General features: G+C 69.2%; 18 protein-coding genes. 14 read left to right on the top strand and 4 right to left on the bottom strand.

Annotation, left to right across the window (positions count from 1 at the left end; translation table 11 throughout):
• The first annotated feature begins 15 nt into the window (after positions 1 to 15).
• From atpA to ACWA7K_RS15890, 7 genes are all read left to right on the top strand, one after another.
• Positions 16 to 1,554 (top strand): F0F1 ATP synthase subunit alpha, encoded by a 1,539-nt coding sequence (gene atpA, locus ACWA7K_RS15920; protein ID WP_456162378.1) that lies wholly within the window; start codon positions 16 to 18, stop codon positions 1,552 to 1,554.
• 33 nt (positions 1,555 to 1,587) lie between these two features.
• On the top strand, positions 1,588 to 2,469 hold the full coding sequence (atpG, locus tag ACWA7K_RS15915; protein ID WP_456162377.1) for a F0F1 ATP synthase subunit gamma: 882 nt from the start codon (positions 1,588 to 1,590) through the stop codon (positions 2,467 to 2,469).
• Positions 2,470 to 2,520: 51 nt separating this feature from the next.
• Entirely contained in the window at positions 2,521 to 3,936 is a 1,416-nt protein-coding gene (atpD, locus tag ACWA7K_RS15910) for a F0F1 ATP synthase subunit beta (RefSeq protein WP_456162376.1), read from the top strand.
• Between the two features lie 80 nt (positions 3,937 to 4,016).
• Positions 4,017 to 4,433 carry a F0F1 ATP synthase subunit epsilon gene (locus ACWA7K_RS15905; RefSeq protein WP_456162375.1) on the top strand — a complete coding sequence of 139 codons (417 nt, stop codon included), beginning with the start codon at positions 4,017 to 4,019 and terminating at the stop codon, positions 4,431 to 4,433.
• 112 nt (positions 4,434 to 4,545) lie between these two features.
• Complete coding sequence (hemE, locus tag ACWA7K_RS15900; RefSeq protein WP_456162374.1) at positions 4,546 to 5,622, top strand: uroporphyrinogen decarboxylase; 1,077 nt, start codon at positions 4,546 to 4,548, stop codon at positions 5,620 to 5,622.
• Between the two features lie 368 nt (positions 5,623 to 5,990).
• Entirely contained in the window at positions 5,991 to 8,180 is a 2,190-nt protein-coding gene (locus ACWA7K_RS15895; RefSeq protein WP_456162373.1) for a primosomal protein N', read from the top strand.
• A gap of 109 nt (positions 8,181 to 8,289) precedes the next feature.
• On the top strand, positions 8,290 to 9,546 hold the full coding sequence (locus tag ACWA7K_RS15890) for an FAD-dependent monooxygenase (RefSeq protein WP_456162372.1): 1,257 nt from the start codon (positions 8,290 to 8,292) through the stop codon (positions 9,544 to 9,546).
• A gap of 15 nt (positions 9,547 to 9,561) precedes the next feature.
• Here the strand turns inward: ACWA7K_RS15890 and ACWA7K_RS15885 are convergent, their stop codons facing one another.
• Positions 9,562 to 10,395: a carbon-nitrogen hydrolase family protein gene (locus ACWA7K_RS15885; RefSeq protein WP_456162371.1), complete on the bottom strand. Its 834-nt coding sequence runs from the start codon at positions 10,393 to 10,395 to the stop codon at positions 9,562 to 9,564.
• Positions 10,396 to 10,616: 221 nt separating this feature from the next.
• Between ACWA7K_RS15885 and glnE the strand changes: the two genes are divergently transcribed.
• Together glnE and rrtA are read left to right on the top strand one after the other, a co-directional pair.
• Positions 10,617 to 13,376, top strand: coding sequence for a bifunctional [glutamate--ammonia ligase]-adenylyl-L-tyrosine phosphorylase/[glutamate--ammonia-ligase] adenylyltransferase (gene glnE / locus ACWA7K_RS15880; protein ID WP_456162370.1), 2,760 nt, complete (start codon positions 10,617 to 10,619; stop codon positions 13,374 to 13,376).
• Positions 13,377 to 13,416: 40 nt separating this feature from the next.
• Positions 13,417 to 14,046 (top strand): rhombosortase, encoded by a 630-nt coding sequence (gene rrtA, locus ACWA7K_RS15875; protein WP_456162369.1) that lies wholly within the window; start codon positions 13,417 to 13,419, stop codon positions 14,044 to 14,046.
• Positions 14,047 to 14,065: 19 nt separating this feature from the next.
• On the opposite strand, the gene ACWA7K_RS15870 is transcribed toward rrtA, so the two are convergent.
• The 3 genes from ACWA7K_RS15870 to ACWA7K_RS15860 form a co-directional block, all read right to left on the bottom strand.
• Entirely contained in the window at positions 14,066 to 15,952 is a 1,887-nt protein-coding gene (locus tag ACWA7K_RS15870) for a potassium transporter Kup (protein ID WP_456210188.1), read from the bottom strand.
• 117 nt (positions 15,953 to 16,069) lie between these two features.
• Positions 16,070 to 16,330 carry a glutaredoxin 3 gene (grxC, locus tag ACWA7K_RS15865; RefSeq protein ID WP_456162367.1) on the bottom strand — a complete coding sequence of 87 codons (261 nt, stop codon included), beginning with the start codon at positions 16,328 to 16,330 and terminating at the stop codon, positions 16,070 to 16,072.
• A gap of 149 nt (positions 16,331 to 16,479) precedes the next feature.
• Positions 16,480 to 16,884 (bottom strand): rhodanese-like domain-containing protein, encoded by a 405-nt coding sequence (locus ACWA7K_RS15860; protein ID WP_456162366.1) that lies wholly within the window; start codon positions 16,882 to 16,884, stop codon positions 16,480 to 16,482.
• 85 nt (positions 16,885 to 16,969) lie between these two features.
• Between ACWA7K_RS15860 and gpmA the strand changes: the two genes are divergently transcribed.
• From gpmA to ACWA7K_RS15835, 5 genes are all read left to right on the top strand, one after another.
• Positions 16,970 to 17,713: a 2,3-diphosphoglycerate-dependent phosphoglycerate mutase gene (gene gpmA, locus ACWA7K_RS15855; RefSeq protein WP_456162365.1), complete on the top strand. Its 744-nt coding sequence runs from the start codon at positions 16,970 to 16,972 to the stop codon at positions 17,711 to 17,713.
• A gap of 7 nt (positions 17,714 to 17,720) precedes the next feature.
• Positions 17,721 to 18,134, top strand: a complete 414-nt coding sequence (locus ACWA7K_RS15850; protein ID WP_456162364.1) for a gamma-butyrobetaine hydroxylase-like domain-containing protein — start codon at positions 17,721 to 17,723, stop codon at positions 18,132 to 18,134.
• Positions 18,135 to 18,143: 9 nt separating this feature from the next.
• Complete coding sequence (ubiE, locus tag ACWA7K_RS15845) at positions 18,144 to 18,875, top strand: bifunctional demethylmenaquinone methyltransferase/2-methoxy-6-polyprenyl-1,4-benzoquinol methylase UbiE (RefSeq protein ID WP_456162363.1); 732 nt, start codon at positions 18,144 to 18,146, stop codon at positions 18,873 to 18,875.
• 303 nt (positions 18,876 to 19,178) lie between these two features.
• On the top strand, positions 19,179 to 20,594 hold the full coding sequence (locus ACWA7K_RS15840) for a sugar transferase (RefSeq protein WP_456162362.1): 1,416 nt from the start codon (positions 19,179 to 19,181) through the stop codon (positions 20,592 to 20,594).
• Positions 20,595 to 20,904: 310 nt separating this feature from the next.
• Positions 20,905 to 21,549 carry an XrtA/PEP-CTERM system exopolysaccharide export protein gene (locus ACWA7K_RS15835; protein WP_456162361.1) on the top strand — a complete coding sequence of 215 codons (645 nt, stop codon included), beginning with the start codon at positions 20,905 to 20,907 and terminating at the stop codon, positions 21,547 to 21,549.
• Positions 21,550 to 21,613: the final 64 nt, after the last annotated feature.

The raw sequence follows: 21,613 nt of genomic DNA, 5'->3' as shown, positions 1-21,613 counted from the left end.
GACTGGGAGCAAGCTATGCAACTGAATCCCGCAGAAATTTCCGAACTGATCAAGAGCCGCATCGAGGGCCTTGGCGCGAACGCTGACATCCGCAATCAGGGCACCGTCGTGTCCGTGACGGATGGCATCGTGCGTGTCCACGGTCTGAGCGACGTCATGGCCGGTGAAATGCTCGAGTTCCCGGGCAATGTCTTCGGTCTCGCGCTCAACCTCGAGCGCGACTCCGTCGGCGCCGTGATCCTGGGCGAATACGAGGGCATCTCCGAGGGCGACACGGTCAAGTGCACCGGCCGCATCCTGGAAGTCCCCGTCGGCCCCGAACTGGTCGGCCGTGTCGTCAACGCGCTGGGTCAGCCGATCGACGGCAAGGGCCCGATCAACGCCAAGATGACGGACGTGATCGAGAAGGTCGCCCCGGGCGTGATCGCCCGCAAGTCGGTCGACCAGCCTGTGCAGACCGGCCTGAAGTCGATCGACGCGATGGTGCCCGTCGGCCGTGGCCAGCGCGAGCTGATCATCGGCGACCGCCAGACCGGCAAGACCGCCGTGGCGATCGACGCGATCATCAACCAGAAGGGTCAGAACATGACCTGCATCTACGTCGCGATCGGCCAGAAGGCTTCGTCGATCAAGAACGTGGTGCGCGCCCTGGAACAGAACGGCGCGATGGACTACACCATCGTCGTCGCCGCGTCGGCCTCCGAATCGGCCGCCATGCAGTACATCTCGGCCTACACCGGCTGCACGATGGGCGAGTACTTCCGCGACCGCGGCCAGGACGCGCTGATCGTCTATGACGACCTGTCCAAGCAGGCCGTCGCCTACCGTCAGGTCTCGCTGCTGCTGCGCCGTCCCCCGGGCCGCGAAGCATTCCCCGGCGACGTGTTCTATCTCCACAGCCGTCTGCTCGAACGTGCTGCCCGCGTGAACGCCGACTACGTCGAAGCGTTCACCAAGGGCGAGGTCAAGGGCCAGACCGGCTCGCTGACCGCGCTGCCGATCATCGAGACGCAAGCCGGTGACGTTTCCGCCTTCGTTCCGACCAACGTGATCTCGATCACCGACGGTCAGATCTTCCTGGAAACCAGCCTGTTCAACGCCGGTGTCCGCCCCGCCATCAACGCCGGTATCTCGGTGTCCCGCGTCGGTGGTGCCGCCCAGACCAAGCTGATCAAGGGCCTGTCCGGCGGTATCCGTACCGACCTGGCGCAGTACCGTGAACTGGCTGCCTTCGCGCAGTTCGCATCGGACCTGGACGAAGCCACCCGCAAGCAGCTCGACCGCGGTGCCCGCGTGACCGAGCTGCTCAAGCAGGCCCAGTACCAGCCGCTGCCGATCAGCCTGATGGGCGCTTCGCTGTACGCCGCGAACAAGGGCTTCCTGGACAACGTCGACGTCAAGAAGGTCCTGGCCTTCGAGAGCGGCCTGCACCAGTACCTGAAGACCAGCCACGCCGCGCTGCTGAAGAAGCTCGAGGACGCCAAGGCCATGGACAAGGACGCGGAAGCCGAGCTGCAAGGCGCGATCTCCTCGTTCAAGAAGTCCTTCGCCTGATCCCCCCACGGTTGACCCACTAGGAGCACCGTCATGGCGGCAGGAAAGGAAATCCGCGGCAAGATCAAATCGGTGGAGAACACCAAGAAGATCACCAAGGCCATGGAAATGGTCGCCGCGTCCAAGATGCGCAAGGCGCAGGAACGCATGCGGGCAGCCCGCCCGTATGCGGACAAGATCCGCAACATCACGGCCAACCTGTCGCGTGCGACGCCCGAGTACCGTCACCCGTTCGTGGTGAAGAACAACGGCACCGGGGCCGTGGGCATGATCGTCGTCACGACCGACAAGGGTCTGTGCGGCGGCATGAACACCAACGTGCTGCGCGCGGTCACGACCAAGATGCGCGAGCTCGACGCGGCGGGCGTGAAGATCCAGGCCGTTGCCATCGGCAACAAGGGCCTGGGCTTCCTCAATCGCATCGGCGCGAAGGTGGTCTCGCAGGCCACGCAACTGGGCGACACGCCGCACCTCGACAAGCTCATCGGGCCGGTCAAGGTGCTGCTGGACCAGTACGCCGAAGGCAAGCTCGACGCGGTCTACTTCTGCTACACGCGTTTCATCAACACGATGAAGCAGGAGCCGCAGGTCGAGCAGCTGCTGCCGCTGACGGACGAGCGCCTCGCGCAGTCGTCCGAAGAGCAGAAGTCGCACGGCTGGGACTACATCTATGAGCCGGATGCGCCGTCGGTCATCGACAACCTGATGGTGCGATACGCCGAAGCCCTGGTCTACCAGGGTGTGGCCGAGAACATGGCGTCCGAGCAGTCCGCGCGCATGGTCGCGATGAAGGCGGCGACCGACAACGCCGGCAACCTGATCGCCGAACTCAAGCTGGTCTACAACAAGACCCGCCAGGCCGGCATCACGAAGGAACTGTCGGAAATCGTCGGTGGCGCTGCCGCCGTGGGCTGATCCGGGCCACAGGCCGGACGACGCAACGAATCAAGATTGAAGGAACGAAAAATGGCAAACACGACTCAGGCGGTCGGCAAGATCGTTCAGTGCATCGGTGCCGTGGTGGACGTGGAGTTCCCGCGCAGCAACATGCCGAAGATCTACGACGCGCTCAAGCTCGAAGGCACGGCGCTGACCCTCGAAGTCCAGCAGCAGCTGGGTGACGGCGTGGTCCGCACCATCGCGCTGGGCTCGTCGGACGGTCTGCGCCGCGGTCTCGAGGTGACCAACACGGGCGCCCCGATCACGGTGCCGGTCGGCCCCGCGACGCTCGGCCGCATCATGGACGTGCTGGGCAACCCGATCGACGAACGCGGCCCCGTCAGCATGGAGCTGTCGGCCTCGATCCACCGCAAGGCCCCGGCCTACGACGAGCTGAGCCCGTCGCAGGAACTGCTGGAAACCGGCATCAAGGTGATCGACCTGATCTGCCCGTTCGCCAAGGGCGGCAAGGTCGGCCTGTTCGGCGGTGCCGGCGTGGGCAAGACCGTCAACATGATGGAGCTCATCAACAACATCGCCAAGGCGCACTCGGGTCTGTCCGTGTTCGCCGGCGTCGGTGAGCGCACCCGCGAAGGCAACGACTTCTATCACGAGATGGCCGACTCCGGCGTCGTGAACCTCGAGAACCTGGGCGAGTCCAAGGTGTCGATGGTCTACGGCCAGATGAACGAGCCTCCGGGCAACCGTCTGCGCGTCGCGCTGACCGGCCTGACCATCGCCGAGTCGTTCCGCGACGAAGGCCGTGACGTGCTGTTCTTCGTCGACAACATCTACCGCTACACGCTGGCCGGTACCGAAGTGTCGGCACTGCTGGGCCGCATGCCTTCCGCCGTGGGCTACCAGCCGACGTTGGCCGAGGAAATGGGCCGTCTGCAAGAGCGGATCACGTCGACCAAGGTCGGCTCGATCACCTCGATCCAGGCCGTGTACGTCCCTGCGGACGACCTGACCGACCCGTCGCCTGCCACGACCTTCGCCCACCTGGACGCCACCGTCGTGCTGTCGCGTGACATCGCCGCGCTGGGCATCTACCCGGCCGTGGACCCGCTGGACTCGACCTCGCGCCAGGTCGACCCGAACGTGGTCGGCGAAGAGCACTACTCGACCACCCGTGCGGTGCAGGCCATCCTGCAGCGCTACAAGGAACTGCGCGACATCATCGCCATCCTGGGCATGGACGAACTGGCGCCGGAAGACAAGCTGGCCGTGTCGCGCGCTCGCAAGATCCAGCGCTTCCTGTCGCAGCCGTTCCACGTGGCCGAAGTGTTCACGGGTTCGCCGGGCAAGTACGTGCCGCTGAGCGAGACGATCCGCGGCTTCAAGATGATCGTGGCCGGCGAGTGCGATCACCTGCCGGAGCAGGCCTTCTACATGGTCGGCACGATCGACGAAGCCTTCGAAAAGGCGAAGAAGATCCAGTAAGCGGCTGGGACGATGCCCGGGTGACCGGGCGTCTTCCGCTTGCTTCCTGAACCTTCTTCCATCGCGAAAGAAAGAGAACCATGGCAACGATTCACGTCGACGTCGTCTCCGCTGAAGCTCAGATCTTCTCGGGCGAGGCCAAGTTCGTCGCGCTGCCGGGCGAGAACGGCGAGCTGGGCATCCTGCCCAAGCACACGCCGCTGATCACGCGGATCAAGCCGGGTGCGGTGCGCATCGAGCGCGCCGACAACGGCGAGGAAGAGTTCGTCTTCGTCGCCGGCGGCATCCTCGAGGTCCAGCCGGACCGCGTGACCGTGCTGGCCGACACCGCCATCCGCGGTCACGACCTGGACGAGGCCAAGGCCGAAGAGGCCAAGCGTGTCGCCGAAGAGGCCATCAAGAACGCCAAGAGCGATCTCGACCTGGCCCGCGCACAGAGCGAATTCGCGGCCATGGCCGCGCAGATCGCCGCCGTGCGCCGCTTCCGCAAGAAGTGACCGGCACGACGCCGGCACGTCCGCGCGTCACACCCCTGCAACGCCCGCCCACCAGCGGGCGTTGTCGTTTCTGCGGCAGCCTCGACAGCGGGGCGCTTCCTACAATCGCACGATGAACGCCCCACTGCTCAACGACACCTTCCTGCGCGCCCTGCGCCGCCAGCCGACCGACCACACGCCCGTCTGGCTGATGCGCCAGGCCGGACGCTACCTGCCGGAGTACTGCGCGACGCGCGCGAAGGCCGGCAGCTTCATGGGGCTGGCGACCAACGTGCAGTACGCCACCGAGGTCACGCTGCAGCCGCTCGACCGCTATGCGCTGGACGCGGCGATCCTGTTCTCCGACATCCTGACCGTGCCCGACGCGATGGGCCTGGGCCTGAGCTTCGCGCAGGGCGAGGGCCCGAAGTTCGCGAAGGTCGTGCGTGACGAGGCCGCCGTCGCCGAACTCGCCGTGCCCGACATGGCCAAGCTGCGCTACGTGTTCGACGCGGTCACGTCGATCCGCAAGGCCCTGAACGGCCGCGTGCCGCTGATCGGCTTCTCGGGCAGCCCGTGGACGCTGGCCTGCTACATGGTCGAAGGCGGCGGCAGCGACGACTACCGGCTGGTCAAGTCGCTGATGTACCGGCGCCCGGACCTGATGCACCGCATCCTGGCTGTCAACGCCGATGCGGTCGCGGCCTACCTGAACGCCCAGATCGAGGCCGGCGCGCAGGCCGTGATGGTGTTCGACAGCTGGGGCGGCGTGCTCGCCGACGGCGCCTTCCAGGCCTTCAGCCTGGCCTACACCCGGCGCGTGCTGGACCAGCTCCATCGCACCCATGACGGCCAGCACATCCCGCGCATCGTCTTCACCAAGGGCGGCGGCCTGTGGATCGACGAGATCGCCGGACTGGACACCGACGCGATCGGGCTGGACTGGACCGTGAACCTGGGCCGTGCGCGCGAGCGGGTCGGCCACAAGGTTGCGCTGCAGGGCAACCTGGACCCGAACGTGCTGTTCGCAGGCCCCGAGCAGATCGCCGCCGAGGCCCGTGCGGTGCTCGACAGCTACGGCAACCACCCGGGCCATGTCTTCAACCTGGGCCACGGCATCAGCCAGCACACGCCGCCGGAGGCCGTCACGGCGCTGGTCGAGGCGGTGCACGCCCATTCGCGCCAGATGCGCCAATCGCCATCGGCGTGACATCTGCCGCGCTCCTCTGGAGCCTGCGTTGCAGGCCTTCCAGGGGGGTGTCAAGGGGCGGTTCCTGGGGGGTGTCGACGGCAGTTGTCCCCAGAACGGATGAAGAACCCGGTTGATGTCAAGCTTGCTGCAATGGCACATCGGGATGCACAAGGCAGGTGCTAAGTCCTTGATCTGGAAAAGCTTTGGGGCTGCCTTCCAATTGCGCAATCCAAGGCTGAGGCTTGATCTGCAAGGGCTTGCGCGCCGTTTTCGCAGCTTACCCACAAAGTTATCCACAGGACTGGTGGACAGATCGGGAAAAGCCTTTTCGATCAGGGACTTGCGGCCTCAATCTCGAACGCGCGCGAACTCCAGGGGCTAAATGAATGCCGCATGACGACCCCACTCCCCCGCAAACCGGGCATGGTGTGGCGGTTCTGGTTGAGCTACCGAAACATGCGGGCCTGGACGGCACGCTGAGCTACCGGATCGAAGCGCCCGCCGCACCCGGCCAGTTGCTGCGCGTCCCGCTTGGCCGGCGCCTGGTCTGCGGCATCGCATGGGGCGACGAGACCTTGGCGGACGACACCGCCGCACCGCTGCGCGACGTCGCCGAGGTGCTGCAGGCCCTGCCGCCGCTGGGCGAGGGCTGGCGCGAGCTGGTGACGTTCGCGGCGGCCTACTACCAGCGCGCACCCGGAGAACTGGCCTTGTCGGTCCTGCCGGCCGATCTGCGCGAGCTCGACGGCCCGGCGCTGCAACGTCGGCTGCGCCGGCTGGAGAAGCGCCTGGGCCGCACCCCGCCAGCGGCGCCCAAGAAGCGGCGTGGTGTGGCGGTGCAGGTCGAGGCTGCCAGCGTCGCCGAGCCGGCCCAGCCGGAGGCGCCTGAACCTCCCGTCCTTCCCGAACTGAGCGACGAACAACGAACCGCGCTCGACGCCCTGGCCGCCAGCGGCGCCGAGCCGGTGCTGCTGCACGGCGCGACCGGCAGCGGCAAGACCGAGGTCTACCTGCGCCGCGTCGCCGCCGTGCTGGACGCCGGCCGGCAGGCCCTGCTGCTGGTGCCCGAGATCAACCTGACACCGCAGCTGGAGGCGCGCGTCCGGGCGCGTTTCCCCGGCCGTGTCGTCGTCGCGATGCACAGCGGCCTGGGCCCGGCCGAGCGCTTGCAGAACTGGCTGGCCGCGCACCTGGGCTGGGCTGACGTGGTGCTGGGCACGCGCATGGCGGTGTTCGCGTCCTTGCCGCGGCTCGGGCTGATCGTGGTCGACGAGGAACATGACCCGTCCTACAAGCAGCAGGAAGGCGCGCGTTATTCGGCCCGGGACCTGGCCGTCTGGCGCGCCCGCAACGAAGGCATCGCGGTGATCCTGGGCTCGGCCACGCCGTCGCTGGAGACCTGGCACAACGCGCTGCCGGCGCCCGAGGGGCCGGGGCGCTACCGGCGCCTGGGCATGCCGTCGCGGATCGGTGCCGGCGCGCTGCCGCAGGTCCGGCTGGTCGACCTGACGCGGCTGCAGGAACAGTTCGGCCGCCAGATGCTGCGCGAACAGCCCTTCGCGCCGCCGCTGCTGGCCGCCTTGCGGGAACGGCTGGAACGCGGCGAACAGAGCCTCGTGCTGCTGAACCGCCGCGGCTATGCGCCGGTGCTGCACTGCCCCGGTTGCGGCTGGAAGAGCGACTGCCCGCACTGCAGCGCCTGGCGCGTCTTCCACAAGCTCGACCGCACCTTGCGCTGCCACCACTGCGGCTTTTCCGAGCGGGTGCCGCGTGCCTGCCCGGCCTGTGGCGACCCGGACATCCAGCCGGTCGGACGTGGCACCGAGCGGCTGGAAGAGCAGCTCGCCACCGCCTTGCCCGGCGCCCGCATCGGCCGCATCGATGCCGACACCACGCGCGGCAAGGGCAGCCTGGAGGCGCAGCTCGCGCAGGTGCATGACGGCGACATCGATGTGCTGGTCGGCACGCAGATGGTCGCCAAGGGCCACGACTTCCGCCGCATCACGCTGGTCGCCGCGCTGCAGGCCGACGCGGCGCTGTTCAGCAGCGACTTCCGCGCGCCGGAACGGCTGTTTGCCCTGCTGATGCAGGCCGGCGGCCGGGCCGGACGCGATGCCGCGCAGGCCGCACGCAGCGAGCTGTGGATCCAGACCTGGCATCCGCAGCATCCGCTGTATGCGGCGCTGATGGCGCATGACTACGTCGCCTTCGCCACCGGGCAGTTGCACGAACGCCAGCAGGCCGGCCTGCCGCCGTTCGCGCATCTGGCACTGCTGCGCTGCGAGGCCCGCACGCAGGAGACCGCCACCGGTTTCCTGGCCCAGGCCGCCCGCCATGCCGCCGACCTGCAGGCGCAGCAGCCGGCCTGGGCCGACATCCTGGTCTACCCGCCGGTGCCGCCGTCGGTGCAACGCGTGGCCAATGTCGAACGGGCGCAGATGCTGGTCGAGTCGCCATCGCGGCCGGCGCTGCAGCGTTTCCTCGCCGCCTGGCTGCCGGCTTGCCAGGACGCGTCGCGCCAGGCCGCGACGCGGGTGTTGCGCTGGGCCGTCGATGTCGACCCGCTGGCGATCTGAAGCCCTGCAGACGGCAGCGGCACTTGATCGCGTCCGGCCTCGACGCCATCCGCGCCCCTGAAAATCCGCCGCTCCGACCGGCCCTGTCCACCCAGCAAGAAGGCTCGCCATGACCGACACCTCCTCTGCCCCCTCGACCGGACGCCCGCTGCGGCTGGCCATCGTCGGCGCCGGCCCGGTCGGGCTCGCGCTGGCGCTGCAGGCGCGCCGGGCGTTGCCGCTGGCCCGCATCACGGTTCACGACGCCCTGCCGCCCGAACACGATGTCTCGCGGGACGCCCGCACGCTGGCGCTTGCGCAAGGCTCCGTGCTGGACCTGCGCCGGCTCGGCTTGTGGGATGGCGTGATCGCGGCGCAGGCCGAGCCGATCCGGGCGGTCCATGTCTCGCAGCAGCAGCCGGCCTTGCTGGACCTGTTGCCGCTGCCCGGCCGGCGCCGCTTCGGCGAACCCGAGGTGCTGATCCGGGCCGAGAGCGAAGGCCTGCCGCAGCTCGGCGCGGTGATCGCCTACGGCCACCTGGTCGCGCCGATGCGCGAGGCCTGGCTGGCCGCCTGTGCCGAGGAACCCGATCGCCTGTCGGCCCGCTGGGGCACCAAGGTCGCCGGGATCGTGACGCGCGGCGACGAGGTCGAGATCGATGCCGGCGTGACCGACGCGCACGACGTCGCGGTGATCGCCGAAGGCGGCGTATTCGCCGACCAGTCGCGCAAGGCCGTGCACCGCGACTACCACCAGTCGGCCTGGGTCGGCACGGTGGAGGTGGAGGGCGGCGAGCCCGGCACCGCCTACGAACGCTTCACGCCGCAGGGCCCGCTGGCGATGTTGCCCTTGCCGCCGCGAGACGGCCGCGCCCGCGCCGCGCTGGTCTGGTGCGTGCCGACCGATGACGACCCGGTCAAGGACCTGGACGACCGCCAGCGCCTGATGGTGCTGGCCGACCAGCTGCCGCGCCGCGTCGGCAAGCTGGTGGGCATCGGGCCGCTGAAGTGTTTTCCGCTCGGCCTGAACGCCGAACGCAGCCTCGTGCAGGGCCGCACCGTGCGCATCGGCAACGCGGCGCAGACGCTGCATCCGGTTGCCGGCCAGGGCCTGAACCTGGGTCTGCGCGATGCGCATGTGCTGCTCGAATCGCTGGCCGCCGTGCGCGACCCGGTCGCCGACGTGGGCGCCGCGCTGTCGCGTGCCGCGTTGCGCCGCGCGCCCGACCGCTGGACGCTGATCGCCACCACCGATTTCCTGGCCCGCAGCTTCACCTGGGATGCGCCTGGGCTCAGTACCTTGCGTGGTGTCGGGCTGGCGGTGCTGGAGCGGCTCGGGCCGGTCAAGTCGCAGGTCGCGCGGCGGATGATGTTCGGCTCGCGCTGATCACGGACCGGGCCGTCACATCACCCGATGGGTCAGCGCCGGCAGCTGGCGGCGGACGTCCGCCTGACGCGCCGCATCGACGCGCCCCATCACCACGCCTTCGCCTTCGGCCTGCACCGCCTGCACGACGCCCCACGGGTCGATCGACAGGCTGTGCCCCCACGTGCGCCGGCCGTTGGCATGCGTGCCGCCTTGTGCGCTGGCCAGCACATGGCACTGGTTCTCGATCGCGCGGGCGCGCAGCAGCACCTCCCAGTGCGCCTGCCCGGTCGGCCAGGTGAAGGCCGCGCCCATCACGAACAGGTCGCAGGGTTCTGGCGACATCAGCGCGCGGTAGAGCTCGGGGAAGCGCAGGTCGTAGCAGGTCGACAGGCCGACGCGGCAACGCCCGCCGTCGCGTGTGGTGACGTCGAAGGCGACCGGCTGCGTGCCGGCGCAGAGCGTCGCGGCCTCGTCGTAGCGGCGCTCGCCGTCGTCGTAGCGGAACAGGTGGATCTTGTCGTAGCGGGCCGCCAGCGAGCCGTCGGGCGCATAGGCGAGACAGGTGTTGCTGGCGTGGTCCGCATCGCCGTCGATGCGCAGCGGCAGCGTGCCGCCGACCAGCCAGATGCGGTGCCGCGCGGCCCAGCCGGCCAGCGCCGCCTGGATCGGCCCGTCGCCGGGATGTTCGGCCACCACGAGCTTGTCGCGATCCCGGTGGCCCATCAGGCAGAAGTACTCGGGCAGCGCGACCAGCTCGGCGCCGGCCTCGGCGGCCTGGGCGATCAGCTCGCCGGCCCGGGCGAGGTTGCCGGCCACATCGGGGCTGGAGACCATCTGGATCGCGGCGACGGCGAGGCTCGAAGTCATGTCGGAAGTCCTGCTCAAAGTTCACGAGGCGGACCGCCGGACGGTCCGTGCCCAGGCGATTCTGAAGCGGCGGGGGAGAATCCCCATTGCTCCGTCAGCCACGGCACGACGACGATACTCGCGCCGTTTCTGCTGCACAGCCCGGCCGGGCGAGCACCCCGACAGAGCCGGAACCGACCCGGTCGGACCGGACATGCGAGGGCGAGGACTTGACTGAACACGTGACGATCCCGACGGGCCCGCAGGCCCTGCCACTGGCCGATGCGGCCCACAGCCGCTATGTCCAGCGGGTGCGCCGGGTCCTGGGCGACAAGCTCGCGCTGCTGCTGCCGGGCCCTCCCTGCCGCGCGACCATCGAGGCCGCGCTGGCCAGCCTGAAGCACCGCCCGCTGCCCTCGGCGCTGCGCCTGGTCCGGCAGATGGTGATGGAGCGCCTGGTCGTGCTGGACGTCGAGCAGCAGGCGCCGATGCCGGTCGTGACCCTGGCGATGACCGAGCTGGCCGAGGTCACGCTCGATGCGGCACTGGCCCATGCACGGTCCGAGCTCGACGCCCTGCACGGCGCGCCGCGCAACGAGGCCGGCGGCGACATCGACTTCTGGATCATCGGCATGGGCAAGCTCGGCGCGCGCGAGCTGAACGTGTCGTCCGACATCGACCTGGTCTACGTCTACGAGGAAGAGGGCCAGACCACCGGCCAGCCCGACGGCCGCGGCGTCATCACCGCCCACGAGTACTTCGCGCGGCTGGCGCGTTCGCTGCAGTCGCTGATCGGCGAGGCGACCGAGGACGGCTTCGTCTTCCGCATGGACCTGGCGCTGCGCCCGAACGGCAATGCCGGCCCGCCGGTCGTCAGCCTGGCGATGCTGGAGGAGTATTTCCTCGTCCAGGGCCGCGAGTGGGAGCGTTTCGCCTGGCTCAAGAGCCGCGTCGTCGCGCCGCGTTCGGCCGTCGAGACCGGCCGCGCCAGGCCGCTGGGCGATGTCGTCGCGCCCTTCGTCTACCGCCGCTACCTCGATTACGGCGTGTTCGAGGGCCTGCGCCAGCTGCATCGCAAGATCCGCGACGAGGCCAACCGCCGCGCCGCCGGCCGGCCCGAGCGAGCCAACGACGTCAAGCTCTCGCGCGGCGGCATCCGCGAGATCGAGTTCATCGTCCAGCTGCTGCAGGTCGTGCGCGGCGGCCAGTTCCCCGAGATCCGCACGCGCCAGACGCTCAAGGCGCTGCCGCGGCTGGCGGCCGTCGGGCTGATCAAGCCGGAGATCGCTGACAAGCTGGCGCGGGCCTACACCTTCCTGCGCCGGGTCGAGCACCGCATCCAGTACCTGGACGACCAGCAGACCCACCAGCTGCCGACGGCCGATGGTGACCTGGCGTGGATCGCGCGGTCGCTGGGCCTCGTCTGCCAGGCCGAGACCTGCGAGCTGATCGAGCAGCTCTGCGACCACCGCGAGACCGTCGCGACCGAGTTCGACGCGCTGCTGCACGACGGCCGCCCGCCGGCCCGTGGCGGCAGCGGCTGCAAGGGCTGCGGCGGCGAGCCGATGACGCTCGACAGCCCGGCGCTGCTGGTCGGCCTGAGCGCCGAGGTGGCTGCGCGGGTGCAGCGCTTCGTCGAGCATCCGCGCGTGGTCATGCTCCGCGACGAGGCCCGCCAGCGCCTGACCCACCTGTTCGTGCGCTCGCGCCGGATCATCGATGAACACGAGGGTCTGACGCCGCGCCAGCGTGACGAGGCGCTGCTGCGCTTCATCGACTGGGTCGAACCGCTGCTGCGCCGCGACAGCTACCTCGCGCTGCTGGCCGAACGACCGCAGGTGCTGGGCCGGCTGCTGAAGCTGCTGGCGCTGGCGCGCTGGCCGATGCGCTACCTGATGCAGCACCCGGGCGTCATCGACGAGCTGGCCGATGCCCGTCTGGCGCACGCGCGCTTCGATGCGGCCGGCTTCCGCCAGGACCTGGAGGAGCGCCATTCGGCCTGGGTCCGTTCCGGCCAGGCCGACGAGGAATCGCTGCTCGACACGCTGCGCCGCGCCCACCATGCCGAGACCTTCCGGACGCTGGTGCGAGACGTCGAAGGCGAGATCAGCGTCGAGCAGGTTGCCGATGACCTGTCATTGCTGGCCGACGCGACGCTGGACTGCACGCTGCGCTGGGCCTGGCAGCACCTGCGCCAGCGCCACCGCGACAGCCCGCGCTTCGCCGTCATCGCCTACGGCAAGCTGGGTGGCAAGGAGCTGGGCTACGGCAGCGACCTGGACATCGTCTTCCTGTTCGACGACGAGGACGAGCGCGCGCCGGAGGTCTATGCCGCCTTCGCCCGCAAGCTGATCCCGTGGCTGTCGCTGCGGACCTCGGCTGGCGCGCTGTTCGACATCGACACCGCCCTGCGGCCGAACGGCAACTCGGGGCTGCTGGTGACCTCGCTGGCCTCGTTCGAGCGCTACCAGCAGGGCCGCGGCAGCAACACCGCCTGGACCTGGGAACACCAGGCCATCACGCGGGCGCGCTGGTGTGCCGGCGCCACCGAGCTGGCGGCGCCCTTCGAGGCCACCCGCCGCGCGGTGCTGTGCGCGCCGCGTGACGAGGCCGCGCTGCGCGAGGAGATCCGCGCGATGCGCGAGAAGGTCCGCGCCGCGCATGCCGTGCCGGACGGCGAGTTCGACCTCAAGCACAGCCCGGGCGGGATGATGGACGTCGAGTTCGTCGTCCAGCACCTCGTGCTCAGCCACAGTGCGGCCGTGCCGGCGCTGCAGGACAACGCCGGCAACATCGCGCTGCTGCAACGTGCCGAGGACGCCGGCCTGCTGACGACGGGCATGGGCCACGCGGCGGCCGATGCCTACCGCGAGATGCGCCGGGCCCAGCACCGGGCCCGCCTGGACGAGGCCGCCACGCGTCTGCCGCTCGACGACCTGGGCGCGATGGCCGCCCACCGCGAGGCCGTGCTGGCGCTGTGGTCCCACGTCTTCCCGGCCTGAGCGAGCGCGACGGCGCCCGGCTGTCGACACGGGCCTGGCCATGAGCTGGAAGCTGCTGCTGCGCCCGCGCCGCTGGAGCGCCGGCCAGGTCGCCTGGCTGGTGATGCTCTGCGTGCTGGTGGTGCCGGCGATGCTGTCAGGACCGGCCGACGCACTTGGCCGCGAGGTGCTGGCCTGGCGCCCTGACCGGGCCTTCAGCGAGCCGTGGCGCTGGTGGAGCGCCGCCTGGATGCACCTGAGCGCCACCCACCTGCTGGCCAACCTGGCGGGCGCGACGCTGGTGGCCGCACTCGGCTGGCTGCTGCAGCCGTCACGCCAGATGGCGTGGGCCTGGGCGCTGGCCTGGCCGCTGACCCACCTGAGCCTGCTGCTGCAACCCGGCCTGCAGCGCTACGGCGGGCTGTCGGGCGTGCTGCACGCGGGCGTCGCGGTCTGCGCGGTCTGGCTCTGGAGCCGCAGCGACGGCCGGGGCGGCGTGCGCGGCGAGCGTCGCCTCGGTCAGGCGCTGGCCGTCGGGCTGCTGGTCAAGCTGCTGCTGGAGCGGGCCTGGGAGGCGCCGTTGAACCGGGTGGCCGGCTGGGACATCGTGATCGCCCCGCTGGCCCATGCCGCCGGGGTGTTCTGGGGCGCGCTGCTGGCGCTGCTGGTGGTCCGGCTGGCGCGGGTCTGACGACCCCGCCCGCCCACACTCAGATCTCGACCTTCGCGCCCAGCTCGACGATCCGGTTCGACGGCAGGTTCAGGAAGTCCGCCGCCGCCGCCGAGTTGCGGTGCATGTTGGCGAACAGCTTCTCGCGCCAGATCGACATGCCTTCGCCGATCGTCGGGATGACGATGTCGCGCGACAGGAAGTAGCTTGTGTCCATCTCGTCGAGCGGCACGCCGCGGCCTTCGAGCAGCTTGAGCGCCTCGGGCACGTCCGGGTCGTTCTTGAAGCCGAAGTTGAGCATCACCTGCCAGCAGTCATGGCCCAGCGGCTCCATCTGGATGCGCTGGTCGAAGCCGATCCACGGGATGTCGTGGTGGCGCACCGTCACGAACAGGTTGTGCTCGTGCAGCACCTTGTTGTGCTTGAGGTTGTGCAGCAGCGCGTTGGGCGTGATGCCGGGCTCGGCGGCCAGGAACACCGCGGTGCCCTCGACCCGCGTCGGCGGGCTGATGAAGACGGCGTCGAGGAAGCTCTTCAGGTCGATCGCGTCGTCGCGCAGGCGTTCGCTCATCAGCGCGCGGCCCTGCTTCCAGGTCAGCATCAGCGTGAACATGCCGATGCCGATGACCAGCGGGAACCAGCCGCCGCCGAACAGCTTGAGCATGTTCGAGGCGAAGAAGGTGACGTCGATGACGAAGAAGAAGCCGGTCGCCGCCAGGCACAGCCACAGCGGATAGCGCCAGCCGTAGCGGATCACGTAGAAGGTCATGACCGTCGTGATGGTCATGTCCAGCGTCACCGCGATGCCGTAGGCCGAGGCCAGGTTCGACGAGCTCTTGAACAGCGCCACCGCCAGCACGATGAAGACGTACAGGCCCCAGTTGATGAAGGGCACGTAGATCTGGCCGGTGTCGCGCACGGAGGTGTGCTTGATCACCATGCGCGGCAGGATGCCCAGCTGGATCGCCTGCTTGGTGACCGAGAAGGCCGCCGAGATCAGCGCCTGCGAGGCGATCACCGTCGCGGCGGTCGACAGGATGACCAGCGGCAGCCGCGACCAGCCCGGGGCCATCAGGAAGAATGGGTTCTCGATCGCCTCCGGCGTGGCCAGCAGCATGGCGCCCTGGCCGAAGTAGTTGACGACGAGCGCGGGCATCACGAGGCCGTACCAGGCCAGCCGGATCGGCAGCTTGCCGAAGTGGCCCATGTCGGCATAGAGCGCCTCGCCGCCGGTCACGCACAGGACCACCGCGCCGAGCGCGATGAAGGCCACCAGCGTGTTCTCGGCGAAGAAGTGGATCGCGTGGCCGGGGCTCAGCGCGACCAGCACGGCCGGGTTCTCGAACACGTGCGGCAGGCCCAGGGCGATCAGCACGAAGAACCAGACCAGCGTGATCGGCCCGAAGAACTTGCCGATGCCGCCGGTGCCGAAACGCTGCACCGCGAACAGGCCGGTGAGCACCACCAGCGTGATCGGCAGCACGACCTGGTGCAGCTGCGGGGCGACGACCTCCAGGCCCTCGACGGCCGACAGCACCGAGATGGCCGGCGTGATCACGCCGTCGCCGTAGAACACCGCCGTGCCGAACAGGCCGACCACCATCAGCGTGTCGCGCAGCCGGGGCCGCTCGCGCACCGCGTGGGTGGCCAGCGCCAGCATCGCGATCAGGCCGCCTTCGCCGTTGTTGTCCGCGCGCAGGATCAGCAGCACGTACTTCAGCGAGACCACGATCGTCATGGTCCAGAAGATCAGCGACAGGACCCCGAGGATGTTGTCGGGCGTGGCCGGCACGTGACCGGCGTGGAAGACTTCCTTGAGGGCGTACAGCGGGCTGGTGCCGATGTCGCCGTAGACCACCCCCAGGGCGCCGAGGGTCAGTCCGGCCAGCGCGCGCGCGCTGACGTGTTGGGATGAGGCGTGGCTCACGAAGCGGGGGCGATCCAGGATCGACCGGTGTGGCGGGGAGCGCGATTGTGCGCCCGGGCCTTGCCGCCGGAACAGCCCCGGCGTGACGCTGGCGCCACGCGGCGCCAGCCCTTCACGTCAGGCGGCCTGAAGCAGGGGCTGGAGGCCGCCGCGCTGGTCGAGCGCGATCAGGTCGTCGCAGCCGCCGACGTGGGTGTCGCCGATGAAGATCTGCGGCACCGTGCGGCGACCGGTCAGCGACATCATCGCGTCGCGCTGCTGCGGGTCGAGGTCGATGCGGATCTCCTCGATCTGCTCGACCCCGCGCTGCTTGAGCAGGGCCTTGGCGCGCAGGCAGAACGGGCAGACCTGCGTGGTGTACATCTTGACGTGGTTCATGGCGGGCGACTTCGCAAGCATCGGGCCAGGGAGGGCGGATCGCGGCGCGAGGGGCGCTGCGGGACGGATCCGATTGTCATCGCGCCGTCATCGCCCTGCAGCCGGCGGTCGGCGCGTCCCCGCCGCCAGCAGGTCGAATGTCTCGACGATCAGGCCGACTTCTCGACCGGCAGGTTGGCTTCGCGCCACGCCGCCAGGCCACCGGCCAGCACGTTGACGTTCTCGTGACCGAGCTTGGCGAGCTGGGCGGCGGCGCGGCTGGCGCGCTTGCCCGAGGCGCAGACGACCACCAGCGGCTGGGCCTTGTTGGACGGCAGGCCCTTGGCACCTTCGAGCTGGTCCAGCGGGATGTTGCGCGAGCCGGCGATGTGGCCGCCGGCGTATTCCACGCTCGTGCAGACGTCGATCACGACGGCCTTCTCGCGGTTGATCAGCCGGACGGCGTCCTGCACGGCGATGCCGGCCTTGCCGCCGGAGAGGGCGGGCACGAACAGCGCGATGCCGGAAACCACGGCTGCTGCGAGCCAGTACCAGTTGTCGATGAGGAAGCTCACGTGGGGGCGGCCGCTTGTGGGCGGGTCTCTGGAAGAAGGGGGCGGATTATAGAATTCGCGGCCCCAACGAACCGGCCCGACCACCATGTACAAGCTCGTCCTGATCCGCCACGGCGAATCCACCTGGAACCTCGAGAACCGCTTCACCGGCTGGACCGACGTCGAACTGACGCCGACCGGCGTGGAGCAGGCCAAGGAAGCCGGACGGCTGCTGAAGGCGGGTGGCTACGAGTTCGACCTGGCCTACACCTCCGTTCTCAAGCGCGCGATCTGGACCCTCTGGCACGCGCTGGACCAGATGGACCGCACGTGGCTGCCGGTCACCCACAGCTGGCGCCTCAACGAACGCCACTACGGCGCGCTGCAGGGCCTCAACAAGGCCGACATGGCCAAGGAGTTCGGTGACGAGCAGGTGCTGATCTGGCGCCGCAGCTACGACACCCCGCCGCCCGCGCTGGAAGCCGGCGACCCGCGCGGCCAGCGTGCCGACGTGCGCTACGCCAGGCTGGCCGCCGACGACATCCCGCTGACCGAATGTCTGAAGGACACCGTGGCGCGCGTGCTGCCGTTCTGGAACGAGTCGATCGCGCCGACGATCCGCTCGGGCAAGCGGGTGCTGATCGCCGCGCACGGCAACTCGATCCGCGCGCTGGTCAAGTACCTCGACAACATCGCCGATGCCGACATCGTGGGCGTCAACATCCCCAACGGCGTGCCGCTGGTCTACGAGCTGGACGCCGACCTGAAGCCGATCCGCAGCTACTACCTGGGCGATGCCGATGCCGTCGCCAAGGCCGCGGCGGCCGTCGCCAACCAGGGCAAGGCCTGAGGCCGCGATGAGTTCGCGCCACACCCCCAAGGCCCAGCCGACCGCGCTGACGCTGCACCAGCAGAGCCGCCTGCTGGCCATCGAGTTCGCCGACGGCGCGAGCTTCAGCATCCCGTTCGAGCTGATGCGCGTGTACTCGCCATCGGCCGAGGTGCAGGGCCACGGCCCGGGCCAGGAGACGCTGCAGACCGGCAAGCGGCTGGTCAACGTCGACGCGGTCGAGCCGGTCGGCCACTACGCCATCCAGCCGCACTTCAGCGACGGCCACGACAGCGGCATCTTCACCTGGGACTACCTGTACGAGCTGGGCGCGCGCCAGGCCGAGCTGTGGGCCGACTACGAGGCCCGCCTGCAGGCCGCCGGCGTCGAGCGCGACGCCCCGATGCCGCCGAAGTCCGGCAGCGCCTGCGCCAGTCACTGAGGCCCCACGATGAGCGACACCCACTTCGGCTTCAAGACCGTCGACGAACGCGAGAAGGCCCGGCTGGTGCGGGGCGTCTTCGATTCCGTGGCCTCGCGCTACGACGTCATGAACGACGTCATGTCGATGGGCCTGCACCGCGTCTGGAAGGCCTACACGATCGCCGTGTCGGGTGCCCGCGAAGGCCAGCAGGTGCTCGACATCGCCGCCGGCACCGGCGACCTGACGCAGCAGTTCGCGCGCAAGGTCGGCCCGACCGGCCTGGTGGTCCACACCGACATCAACGAGGCCATGCTGCGCACTGGCCGCGACCGCCTGCTCGACGACGGCATGAGCCTGCCGGCGGCCTGCTGCGATGCCGAGAAGCTGCCGTTCCCGGATGCCCGCTTCGACATCGTCAGCGTCGCCTTCGGCCTGCGCAACATGACCCACAAGGACATCGCGCTGGCCGAGATGGCGCGTGTGCTCAAGCCCGGCGGCAAGCTGCTGGTGCTGGAGTTCTCGCAGGTCGCCGCGCCGCTGCGCAAGGTCTACGACTGGTACTCCTTCAAGGTGCTGCCGCGCATGGGTCAGCTCATCGCTGGCGATGCGCAGAGCTACCAGTACCTGGCCGAGTCGATCCGCATGCACCCGCCGCAGGCCGAGCTCAAGCGGATGATGAAGTCGGCCGGCTTCGGCCATGTCGACGTGCACAACCTGTCGGCCGGCGTCGTGGCGCTGCATGTCGGACTCAAGTGCTGATGCACCGTTCCTGATGCCCCGCTTCTGATGGCCAGGGCCTGAAGCGTTGTTTCATCGTCGCGCCGGCCTGTCCGGCGCGATTTGCATTTCGGGCGCAAAACACGGCCCGAAATGAACATTTGCGTTGCCGGTGCGTTGCAACGGGGCGCCACTCCTTCACGCTTCCTGCCTGTTGCTTGCAACAAGGGCCTCCAACACGTGGATGGAGGGTTGTCCGGGGCGGGGGTGTGCCGAAAATCCCTTTCATCGTGTCAAAGAAGCCCCCGGATTTCCGGGAAGGCACCGACACAGGGGGATTCCTGAATGTTCCGAGTCTTTCAGCACCGCACGTCCGGCACGCATTTCGTCGAACTCCTGGCCGATGGCCTGCTGTGCTTCGTCGCCACCCTGCTGGCGGCCATGACCCTGTCCAACGTCGCGATCGGCGGTGCCGCGCTGGCCTCGATCGGCACGCCCGACGTGATCCTGTCGGCGCTGGTCTTCGCGCTGGTGATGGCGCTGATGTACTCCTTCGTCGGCCTGTACCGGCACCGCAACCTGGGCTTCGTGCCGGTCGTGCTGCGGATCGTCTTCGTGTTCCTGGTCGGTGGCTACATCACCTACCTGAGCGTCAAGTTCCTCGCCTACGACGGCTATGCCAGCCGCCTGACCGGCTACTCGCTGATGTACCTGATGGGCGGCATGGCCCTGTACCGCGGCACCGCCTTCATGGTCCGTCGCGCCGTCGGCACCCGCCGCGTGATGATCGTCGGCAGCGGCGCCGAGGCCGCCCAGGTCTGTGCCGACCTGCGTTCGGCCGAGCAGTGGCAGGGCTACGAGGTGGTCGGCATCTTCCCGTCTGCCAAGGAGACCGCCGAGGCCGGCAGCACCATCGAGGGTGGCGTGCCGATGTTCGACGGCCGTCGCCGCATGACCGACCTGGTCAGCGAGCACCGCGTCAGCGAGATCATCGTCGCGGTCCGCGAGCAACGTGGCGGTGGCGTCCCGATGGACCAGCTGCTGGACTGCCGCATCGCCGGCGTGCCGATCCTCGACCTGGCCGGCTTCTACGAGCGCACCAAGGCCGAGGTGCCGGTCGACAGCCTGAAGTCGAGCTGGCTGGTCTACGGCGAAGGCTTCGTGCAGGGTCGCCTGCGCGAGTTCACCAAGCGCACCTTCGACATCGTCAGCTCGGCCACGCTGCTGACGCTGGCCTCGCCGCTGATGCTGGTGACCGCCGTGCTGATCAAGCTCGACAGCCGCGGCCCTGCGCTGTATCGCCAGGAGCGTGTCGGCCTGGGCGGCCAGACCTTCCAGTGCATCAAGTTCCGCAGCATGCGCACCGACGCCGAGAAGGATGGCGTGGCGCGCTGGGCGACCAAGAACGACAACCGCATCACCCGCATCGGCGCGTTCATCCGCAAGACCCGCATCGACGAGCTGCCGCAGCTGATCAGCGTGCTGCGTGGCGAGATGTCGATGGTCGGCCCGCGCCCGGAGCGTCCGTCGTTCGTGGCCCAGCTGCGCGAGCAGATCCCGTTCTACGACCTGCGTCACACCGTCAAGCCGGGCCTGACCGGCTGGGCCCAGGTGCGCTTCTCGTACGGCGCGTCGATCGAGGACGCCCGCCGCAAGCACCAGTTCGACCTGTACTACGTCAAGAACAACTCGCTGCTGCTGGACCTGCAGGTGCTGATCGAGACCGTTTCGGTCGTGCTGTTCCGCGAAGGTGCCCACTGATGTGAGCCCCGGCTGCGGATGACCGCAGCCAACCCCCGAGGGGTCGGGCCGGCTTGGGGCGGCCCGGCGCTCGGCCCGGGGCGCTGCCACCGGCAGTCCGGAAAAGAAAAGGCGCATCGTTCGATGCGCCTTTTTCTTTTCCAGATCGGGTCTGGTCCCCCAAACCGGGCGGGAAAGTGCGTCCTATCCCTCGTTCATAGTGCACGCGTGGCCCTGTGAGCAGGGGGAAAGCCCGGGTTTCCCAAGCGAGCCACGCTAGGATTCCCGGCGTGCTTGCAGTCAGGCCCACCCCATCAACAGAGGTATGCACATGAGACCGTTCTCGACCACCCGACGCGCCCTTCGCGGTGCCGCCCTGGCGCTGGCCGCCGTCAGTGCCCTGACCAGCCTGTCTGGCTGCGGCAGCCTGGGCAACGGCTTTCCGCCCGCGCCGCGTTCGGCCGAGACGGTCGGCCATCGCTACAAGATCGGACCGCTCGACGGCCTGAGCATCGTCGTCTGGCGCAACCCCGAGCTGTCGGCCAACGTGACCGTGCGCCCGGACGGCCGCATCTCGACCCCGCTGGTCGACGACGTCCTGGCTGCCGGCAAGAACCCGGCCGACCTGGCCCGCGAGATCGAGCAGTCGCTCTCCCGCGTGATCCGCGATCCGGTCGTGACCGTCGTGGTCAGCGGCTTCCAGGGCGCCTATGCCGAGCAGATCCGCATCGTCGGCGAGGCCACGCGCCCGCAGGCCGTGTCGTTCCGCCAGAACATGACCATCCTCGACGTGATGATCCAGGCCGGCGGCCTGACCGACTTCGCCGACGGCAACGGCGCCGTGCTGGTGCGCGGCTCCGAGGCTGGCAAGCAGTACAGCGTCCGGCTGAAGGACCTGCTCAAGCGCGGCGACATCTCGGCCAACGTCGACGTCAAGCCGGGCGACATCATCATCGTCCCGCAGAGCTGGTTCTGACGAACCTCCGGGCGCGCCGCCGGGCCCGCCCGCCGCTCTGTCTCCCGCAGGGGCCGTCCGTTCC

The organism is Leptothrix mechoopdaensis (SeqCode), from assembly GCF_053893855.1.
This window is presented reverse-complemented; position numbering and strand designations above follow the sequence as displayed.